Below are 8711 nucleotides of genomic sequence, written 5' to 3'. Positions count from 1 at the left end.
TGACGTTGTGGGCGAGGGTGGTCACGCAGTTGTCGCCGTTGGCGTCGTTGTAGAGCAGGTAGGTCGTGGCGCTGCCGAGGTCGTGCGAGTCGATCACGCCGTAGCCGCTGCCGCAGACCTGCGTCGGCGTGTACGGGTTCGAACTACCCGGTCCGGTCGACGTGCCCGAACCACAGTGGCTCCAGCTGCTGGTCCATGAGGTGCTGCCGTAGGAGCCGCCCCACTTCACGCACTGGTTCGGCGCGTGCTCGATCACCGGGCCGGAGTAGTACGTGAACGAACCCGGGTTGCTCGCCGAGCTGCCGCCCTGGACGGCGAGCGTCGCGTTCATCGAGACCGCGCCGCTGACGTTGTGGGCGAGGGTGGTGACGCAGTTGTCGCCGTTGGCGTCGTTGTAGAGCAGGTAGGTCGTGGCGCTGCCGAGGTTGTGCGAGTCGATCACGCCGTAGCCGCTGCCGCAGACCTGGGTCGGGGTGTAGATGTTGTTGCCGGCCGGGGCCGGAGCGCCCGAGCCGCCGCCGCAGTGGCTCCAGCCGCTGGTCCACGACGAGCTGCCGTACGAGCCACCCCATTCCACGCAGGAGCTCGGCGCGTTTTCGGTTACCGGCCCTGCGTAATATGTGAATGTCCCTGGGTTACTCGCTGAACTCCCGCCTTGTACTGCCAACGTCGCGTTCATGGCGTGCGCGCTGGTCGGCGTAGTGGCGAGGGTGACCACGCAGTTGTTGCCGTTGGAGCCGTTGTAGAGCAGGTAGATGGTCGCTCCGGTCAGGCCGTGCGAGTCGATCACGCCGTAGCCGCTGCCGCAGACCGAACTCGGGCTGTACGGGTTGCCGGAGTTGACCGGCGGCGGGTTGTTGCCGGTGCCGCTGGCGACCGGGGTCACATAGGCGGAGAGCGTGTAGTGGGTGGCGCTGACGTAGGTGCCGGGAGTGGTCTCGCCCGCCGGGATGGTGATCTTCACGACCGAGGAGCTGGTCGCGAAGGCCGCCTCGCCGTGACCGCCGACGCCGTCCCAGTCCCCGTTGGCGGTGACCAGTGAGCCGTCGGAGTTGACCGCGGTGATGACCGAGACGTGGTGGGCCGATCCGCCGCCCTCGTAGCTCCACACGACGGCGTCGCCGGGCTTGGGCGAGTAAGAGGACGAAGTGTGCAGCGTGCCGTTGTTCTCGCCGTAGACGTAGAAGCTGCCCGCGCCGGCGGTCAGGCCGCCGGTGTAGAAGCCTGAGTTGCGCCAGACCCAGCGGGCGAAGTCGGCGCACCAGTACTCCGGTCCGTAGGTGTTGCCGCCGTCGCTGCCGGTGCAGCTGCCGTCGAACTCGGATCCGCCGAGGCTGTTGTAGGTCGGGGTGTTCGCGCAGGTGCCGGCGCTCTTGCCGATATTGGCCGCGGCCAGCGACGCGGCGTCGCCGCCGGCCGCCGCCGAGGCGCTTTGCGCGCCGGTCACGGCGGTCAGGCCGAGCAGCACGGCCACCGCCGTGGCGCCCGCCGTCCGGCGTATGAGATCTCTGAGTTTCATCGTTTCCTCTCGTTGTCCGACCTGTGGGTCGGCGCTGAGCGGACGGCAGCCCGCCCCCGCGACGGGCCGTACGCGCAGTACCGGTCGTGACCCGGGAAAGGGGGTGGGGTGGGGCGGTGATGCAGAAGCCTGATCGGCTCAGCCGGCGGCGCCGACGACCTGCGCCGCGGCCTTGATCTCCTGGGAGATGCCGCTCTTGACGGCGTCGAGTTGCTGCTGCTGGGCGCTGATCATGCTGGTCTGCAGGGCGCAGTCGACCGCGTACCAGACTCCGATCAGATTCGTCTTCTGCTTGCAGGAGACATCGGCGCTCGCGGTCTGGATCTCCGCGGCGGTCGGGGCGCTGGTGGCCCACCGGTGGTCGTTACCGGCGTCGTACGGTGTCGCGTAGTCGTAGCCCTTGGCCGCCATGCAGGCGGACCACTGCTTGAACACGGCGACCACCTGCGGCTCCTGCTGCGAGCGGGCCAGGCTGTCGGCGTCCACGGCTTGCGCGATCGGCGAGTCGTTGACCGTTCCGCCGTGCGCGGTCAACTGGCGCCTGGCCTCGCCGAGGCAGCCTCCGGACGGGATTTGCACGCCGTTGTACGAGCCCGCAGTCCCGGCGGTCGCGGTCGCGGTCTGGCCCTGAGCCGGCGACACACCCCCGGTGAGCACCCTGATACCAGCGGCGTCCAGCGTGTTCGCACTCGCCCGCAGTGCCGACACGTCGGTCGTGGGCGGGTGGTATCCGAGTGCTGCGACCTGTGCCGCGCTGACGATGCCGTACCGCCGCGGCGCGTTCGTCTCCGTGGTCTGATCGGCCTTCGCGGCCTTCGGCAGCGGACTGTAGGTGAATCCGAACGACCGCATACAGCGTCCGGCGAGGATCGCGGTCGCGTTGTCCATCTCGGCGCGTTGCTGCCCGGTGATCAGATAGGCGTCGATCGGGAAGGCGAGCGAGGTGCTGTCGGTGATCGTCGGTATCGACGCGACATGGATCGGAGTGAGCGGCAATCCCGCGTCTTGGGCCGCCTGCGAGCCCCCGGCCGGCGCGGAGGACGAGCAGGAGGCGACGGCTGCCGCAGTGAGCGCAGCCATGGCGGCAGGCAGCAGCACGCTGCGGCCAAGCCGCCGAAAGCATGGGCGAAACATGGGTCCTCGACTAAGCTGGTCGGGCCTTGTGGCGAAGGGCACGGGTGCTGCGCCCAATCCCAGTGGGCGCAGCACCCGCGCTCAGCAGCTCGGCTTGGCGCGGTCGCCGATCAGATGACCGGCGGGTACCGCCGGATTACCAACCCTGAGACGCGTTGTTGTTCTTGAGTCCCGAGACCAGGTTTCCGGCCGTGAAGGCGCTGAAGCCCTGCTTGAGACCCTGCTGGTTGGAGTTGTAGTACACGTAGCCGGTCAGGGCGGTGTCCCAGTTCTGCACGGACGCCGCGTTGTTCTTCACGGCGACGCCGGCGCCGTTGCTGCCGCCCGCGGTACCGCTCGTCCACGCCTTGAAGACCCAGCCGGCGTAGTTGTCGGTGTACGGGTCGTTGAAGCGGGCGCCCGCCTCGTAGGAGTTGAAGTACAGGCACAGGTCGCCGCCGGCGCCCGCGTCGTTGGAGGTGCAGTTGCCGTCGCCCTCGGCCGCGGAGGCGGCCGGGATGGCGGTGGCGAGGCCGACGACCACGAAGGCGCCGGTGGCCACGGTGGCGGCCAGCTTCCTGCGGATGCTCACGATGTGTCTCCCTCGTTGTGACGGTGCCGGGCCCCGGATTTCGAGCCCGAAGCTGCCCGCACCCCTGATTCAGTGCCTTGATGACGGCGTGCACGCCGCTGTGAAGAATGGTTCGAATTTCGTTCGGTAGTCAAGGAAGTAACGCAGCGTGGGCGATATCAGGTCGCTGCCGTCCGCGATATATCCGCCGGAGCCGCCGCGCTATCTGCGCGCAAATCGTGCATTTCCCTGTGACCCAGATCACAGGAATCAGGCCTTTGCCATCACACAGCGTGACAGGGTACTGCGGTCACTGCGACGAAGCGGGTTGACAGGCGGCAGGTACGCGGATCAGGATCGCTGTGCAGGCGGCCGGCACCGGGGCGGTTGGGCGGCCGCGCGGGGACCTTCGCTCCAAGCCGATCGACTCGCAGGGATGGACCATGTCCGCAGACACGGCGGCGCACACGGCGGAATTCGAAAACATGGAGCGGGGTGAATATCTGGAAACGGCCGGGCTATTGCCGCCGGATTCGCGCGGGAAATCCCGGGAATCGAAAGAGCGAGCGCCCGGGCGGCAGCGCGCGCTGCTGTGGGTCGCGGTGGCCGCGGCGCTGCTGTCCACCGGCGGGCTGGTGGCTTCCACTCTGGTGAAGTCGCCCGCGCAGCAGGCCGCCGAGGCCGCGGCGCCGCCCGCGTCGGTGCTCACCGCGACCGTGGAGGACCGGGTGCTGGCCAACACGGTGATCACCCGCGGCACCGTCGCCGCCGCGGCTCAATACCAGGTCACGCCGGCCGGTTCGACTCAGGGATCAAATACACTGGTGGTCACCGCGGTGCGCACCAGGGTCGGCGCGCGGGTGGAGCCGGGAGCGGTGTTGCTCGAGGTTTCCGGGCGGCCGCTGATCGCTTTGCAGGGCGCCGTTCCGGCTTATCGGGACCTCAAGCCGAACGACGACGGCAACGACGTCGCACAGCTGCAAGGCGCGCTCAGACAGCTCGGGCACTACCACGGTGGTGATCCGGCCGGGCACTTCGGCCCGGCCACGAAAGCCGCGGTCACCGCGCTGTATCAGAACCTTGGCTACGACGTACCCACCACCGGAGGCCCTGGCGACGACGGCGACCGGTCGGCGCTTCGGTCGGCGCAGGACGCCGTGGACAACGCCCAGCGCGCGGTTGATGACATAAAGCGTCAGATCGCCGGTGGCGGATCGGGCACCGGAAGTCAGAGCTCGGCGAAGCAGGCCGGTCCCGCGGGATCGGGCACGCCCTCGGCCACGTCCGGTTCCGGTTCCGGTTCCGGCGGGTCGGGCTCCGAACCGCTCCAGGTCCAGTTGCAGTACCTTGAGAAGGCCCTCCAGCAGGCCGAGCAGGCGCAGGCGGATCTGGTCGCGCGGACCGGCCCGATGCTGCCGGCCGCCGAGGCCGCGTTCCTGCCGGGCTTTCCCGCGCAGGTGGTGGCCTTCTCCGCGAAGGTCGGCGACCAGGTCAAGGCGCCGCTGATCACCCTCGCCTCGGGACAGCTCGCGGTCACCGCGCAGCTGACCACCGATCAGGGCGGGCTGCTCAAGCCGGGGATGAAGGTGCAGATCACCGCCGAGACCCTGGGGCTTCAGGCGAGCGGCGTGATCGGCGCCGTCGGCCAGGTCACGACCGGCAACGGCGGTTCCGACCCGGGCTCGTCAACAGGCTCGGACGGCAGCGGGTCGGGGCAGGCGCAGAGCGGCGCGCCGTACATCCCGGTGACCGTGACCCCGGACAGCCCGCTGGACTCCCGGTGGGAAGGCCAGGACGTGCGGCTGACGGTTACCTCCGCGGCGACACCCGGTCCGGTACTGGTCGTGCCGCTCTCCGCGGTGACAGCCGGCGCCGACGGGAAGACGACCGTATCCGTCCTCCAAACCGACGGGCACAGCACCTCGCGTGTCGAGGTCGGCGCGGGCATATCAGGCGACGGATTCGTCGCGGTCACTCCGGTCGCCGCGGGCTCGCTCAAAGCCGGCCAGCGCGTGGTGGTCGGCGCGCAGAGCGGGGCAGGGCTCTCGTGATCGGAGTGAGTGGCGAGCTTCCGGCAGGGGCGGATACGGATTCTGACAACGACGCCGCGCAGTCGATAGCGCCCGTCATCGACTTCGCGGCGGTCGGGATGACCTATCCCGGTCCGCCTCCGGTCGTGGCACTACGACCGACGAACCTGACCATCCAGCGCGGCGACTTCGTCACCGTCGTCGGCCCTTCCGGCTCCGGGAAGTCGACCTTCCTCAACGTGGTCGGCCTGCTCGACCGGCCGACCACCGGCTGCTATCGGCTGGACGGCATCGACGTCGGGACGCTGCGCGAGGCGGACCGTACCGCGCTGCGCGGCCGACGGATCGGCTTCGTCTTCCAGGCCTTCCACCTGCTCCCGCATCGCAGTGCGGTGGATAACGTCACGCTCGCGCAGATCTACAACGGCGCGCCACGCAAGGCGCGTCGCGAGGCGTCATACGCGGCGCTCGCTCAGGTCGGCCTCGCGCACCGAGCCGATGCGGTTCCCGCCCACCTTTCCGGTGGCGAGCGGCAACGCGTCGCCGTCGCACGCGCGCTGGTCAATCGTCCCTCGCTGCTGCTGTGCGACGAACCGACCGGAAATCTGGACTCTGCGACGGCAGCCTCGGTCCTGACGCTGATCGAGGACTTACATGCGGCCGGGCTGACCATCCTGGTGATCACGCACGATCCGGCGGTCGCGGCCAGAGGCTCGCGCACCGTGGCGATCCGGGACGGGGTGCTGACCGAACATGCCTAGTCTCGGTGCAATCCGCAGCCGCAACCGCGCCCGTCCCCACACCACCGAGCGTTCCGCCCTCCCGCTCCGCGACCTGCTCGCCGAGGCGCTGGCCGGACTGCTGCAACGGCCCGGCCGCTCCGCGCTGACCATGCTCGGCACGGTGCTCGGCATCGGCGCGTTCGTCGCGATCCTCGGCCTGACCGCGACCGCCGGCGGCCAGATCGACAAGCGCTTCTCCGTGCTCAGCGCGACCGAGGTCACCGTCCAGGACGTCGGCAGCACGCAGAACGCGCAACCCGGCGCGGGTACCACTGACCCGATCTCCTTTCCCCCAGACGCCGATCACCGGATCGAGGCCCTCAACGGCGTCGTCGCGGCCGGCGTCTTCTGGCCGCTGCCGCTGCGTCAACCGACCGTGTCCGCCGCACCGGACCTGGCAGCCCCTGGCTCCGCGAGCGGTTCGGGCCTGACCCTGTACGCGGCCAGCCCCGGTGCACTCGCCGCGATCGACCCGGTGTACAGCCAGGGCCTCGGTTTCAACGCCTTCCACGCGGCACGCAAAGAGCAAGTCGCAGTGCTCGGATCCGCCGCCGCCTCCCGGCTCGGCATCACCCGCCTCGACGCTGAACCGGCCGTGTTCATCAACGGCACGCCGTACACCGTGGTCGGCATCATCTCGGACCTGCGGCGCATGCCCGAGCTGTTGTTGTCGGTCGTCATCCCGGACAGCACCGCGCTCAGCGCCTACGGCCAGCCCACCGACCAGCGCGCGAGCATGCTCATCGAGACCAGGCTCGGGGCGGCGCAACTCATCGCCGGACAGGCGGCGCTCGCGCTGCGACCGGATGAGCCGAACCTGTTCAAGATCACCGCGCCGCCGGATCCGACCACCCTGCGCGACGGCGTGACCGGAGACTTCAACGCCCTCTTCCTCCTGCTGGCCGGCATCACACTTGTCATCGGCGCCGTGGGAATCGCGAACACCACCCTGGTCGCCGTGCTGGAGCGCACCGGCGAGATCGGGCTTCGGCGCGCATTGGGCGCACGGCCGCGGCACATCGCGGCGCAATTCCTCACCGAATCCGCCGCGCTGGGCACCCTCGGCGGGCTTATCGGCACCAGCCTCGGCACGGCGGTGGTGATCGGTACCGCGCTCGCTCGACAGTGGACCGCGGTGCTGGCGCCGTGGACGGTGCTGCCGGCGCCGCTCATCGGAACCATGGTCGGCCTGCTCGCCGGGCTGTATCCGGCGTTGCGCGCCGCGTACGTCGAACCGGCCGAGGCGTTGCGCCGATAACTGCCTGACCAGGCACTTCAGTCTATTCCACGGGACGGGCGGGCAAAGCGGCGGCCGCGATTGCACGGAATTGATTGACCGACGCCCGCCGCGCTGTCGCCGGCCCGCCGCGCCGGGTTAGAACTTTCCGGGCGGCGGGCACGGGGCGCGCCGCCCGCGACCGAGAGCGCGGGCCACCGCGGTCCGCGGGAAGGCTGGGGCTGAAGTACATGGAGTTCGGGATTCTCGGGCCGCTGCTCGTGCGGGACGACTCGGGGTCGCGGTTCGTGCACGCGGGCAAGCAGCGGATCCTGCTCGCCGCGCTGCTGCTGCGGCCCGAACAGACCGTCCCGCTGGAGACGCTCGCCGACGCGATCTGGGACGGGCAGCCGCCGGTGAGCTACGTGGCGACGATGCGCAACTACGTCATGCGGTTGCGGCGGTCGCTCGGCGCAGCCGGATACCGGGTCAAGACCAGCCTCGGCGGTTACCGGATCGCGTTGGAGCGGGAGGAGTTCGACGTGCTGCGGTTCGCCGGACTGCGCACGGAGGGTGCGGCGGCGTACCGCGCCGGAGCGTACGAGCGTGCAGTCGGACTGCTCGGCGACGCGCTCGCGGTTTGGCGGGGGCCGGTACTCGCGGACGTGCCCTCCGAACTGCTGCGCGGACAGGAAGCGCCGCGGCTGGACCGGATGCGGTCCGAGGCGGAGGCCATGAAGGCCGCGGCCGAACGCATGCTCGGGGGCGCTAAAGACGGCGGCAGCGGCGCCGGTGCCGAGTACGGCACCGGCGCGGGGCTGCCGGCGGGTCCGGGCCGTGGTCGCACGCTCGTTCAAGAGCAGGGGCTTGAGCTGAGCGTGCCGACCCGGCAGATCCACCTTCGATCCTTGACGTACGCGGGCCCGCACGGGCTCTCCCGGCCGCGGCCGCTGGAGGTTCCCTTGGAGGCGATGCCCCGGCCCGCGTGACGTGACCGCCGGTAATGAACTGATACCAAACGTGTGATTTGCCTGATCACGACCTGAACCGGTCCAGCACGCGACGGCGGGAGGCCATGCCTTCACGCCGTCCGGCTCATGAAAGACTGGACATTCGTCAGGGCGTCAGACGTGCACGCCCTCGACCACGCCAGCCGAGTCGGGGAAGGTCAAAACACACGATGGGTCGCACGCCACGCCTGCTCAACCCCGACGACGGCCCGCTTCAGGCATTCGCGCACGATCTGCGGATGCTGCGTGAGAAGGCCGGGAACCCGACCTACCGGGCTCTGGCCAAGACCGCCGGATTCAGCGCGAGCACGCTGGGCGAGGCGGCCGGCGGAGTGCGGCGACCGAGCCTGGACGTGACGCTCGCGTTCGTCGGGGCGTGCGGCGGCGACGTGGAGGCTTGGCAGGAGCGCTGGTACCAGCTGGACCGGCAGCTCACGGCCGAACAGCTGGAGCAGGCCGGGCAGGGATCA

The 8711-nt window shown here is 69.9% G+C and carries 8 protein-coding genes; 5 read left to right on the top strand and 3 right to left on the bottom strand.

Annotated features, from left to right (window positions below):
• From VFB40_RS20180 to VFB40_RS20170, 3 genes are all read right to left on the bottom strand, one after another.
• A partial coding sequence (locus tag VFB40_RS20180; RefSeq protein WP_324852964.1) for a CHAP domain-containing protein occupies window positions 1–1519 on the bottom strand: 1519 nt, incomplete at its 3' end.
• 138 nt (window positions 1520–1657) lie between these two features.
• Window positions 1658–2599 (bottom strand): hypothetical protein, encoded by a 942-nt coding sequence (locus VFB40_RS20175; protein WP_324852962.1) that lies wholly within the window; start codon window positions 2597–2599, stop codon window positions 1658–1660.
• A gap of 190 nt (window positions 2600–2789) precedes the next feature.
• Window positions 2790–3224, bottom strand: a complete 435-nt coding sequence (locus VFB40_RS20170) for a hypothetical protein (protein WP_324852960.1) — start codon at window positions 3222–3224, stop codon at window positions 2790–2792.
• A 422-nt stretch (window positions 3225–3646) separates the two neighbouring features.
• On the opposite strand from VFB40_RS20170, the gene VFB40_RS20165 reads away from it, so the two are divergent.
• The 5 genes from VFB40_RS20165 to VFB40_RS20145 form a co-directional block, all read left to right on the top strand.
• Entirely contained in the window at window positions 3647–5254 is a 1608-nt protein-coding gene (locus tag VFB40_RS20165; protein WP_324852958.1) for a peptidoglycan-binding protein, read from the top strand.
• Window positions 5255–5352: 98 nt separating this feature from the next.
• Window positions 5353–5994: an ABC transporter ATP-binding protein gene (locus tag VFB40_RS20160; RefSeq protein WP_349261566.1), complete on the top strand. Its 642-nt coding sequence runs from the start codon at window positions 5353–5355 to the stop codon at window positions 5992–5994.
• Window positions 5987–7273 (top strand): ABC transporter permease, encoded by a 1287-nt coding sequence (locus VFB40_RS20155; protein ID WP_324852954.1) that lies wholly within the window; start codon window positions 5987–5989, stop codon window positions 7271–7273. The genes VFB40_RS20160 and VFB40_RS20155 overlap by 8 nt, the downstream gene beginning before the upstream one ends.
• Before the next feature lie 209 nt (window positions 7274–7482).
• Complete coding sequence (locus tag VFB40_RS20150; RefSeq protein ID WP_324852952.1) at window positions 7483–8220, top strand: AfsR/SARP family transcriptional regulator; 738 nt, start codon at window positions 7483–7485, stop codon at window positions 8218–8220.
• A 191-nt stretch (window positions 8221–8411) separates the two neighbouring features.
• The coding region (locus VFB40_RS20145; RefSeq protein ID WP_324852950.1) for a helix-turn-helix domain-containing protein at window positions 8412–8711 on the top strand (300 nt) is incomplete at its 3' end.

The sequence above is a fragment of the Actinocrinis sp. genome (assembly GCF_035650855.1).
GTDB lineage: Bacteria > Actinomycetota > Actinomycetes > Streptomycetales > Catenulisporaceae > Actinocrinis.
The sequence above is the reverse complement of the archived record's forward strand: the minus strand, read 5'-3'. Positions and strand labels throughout refer to the sequence as shown.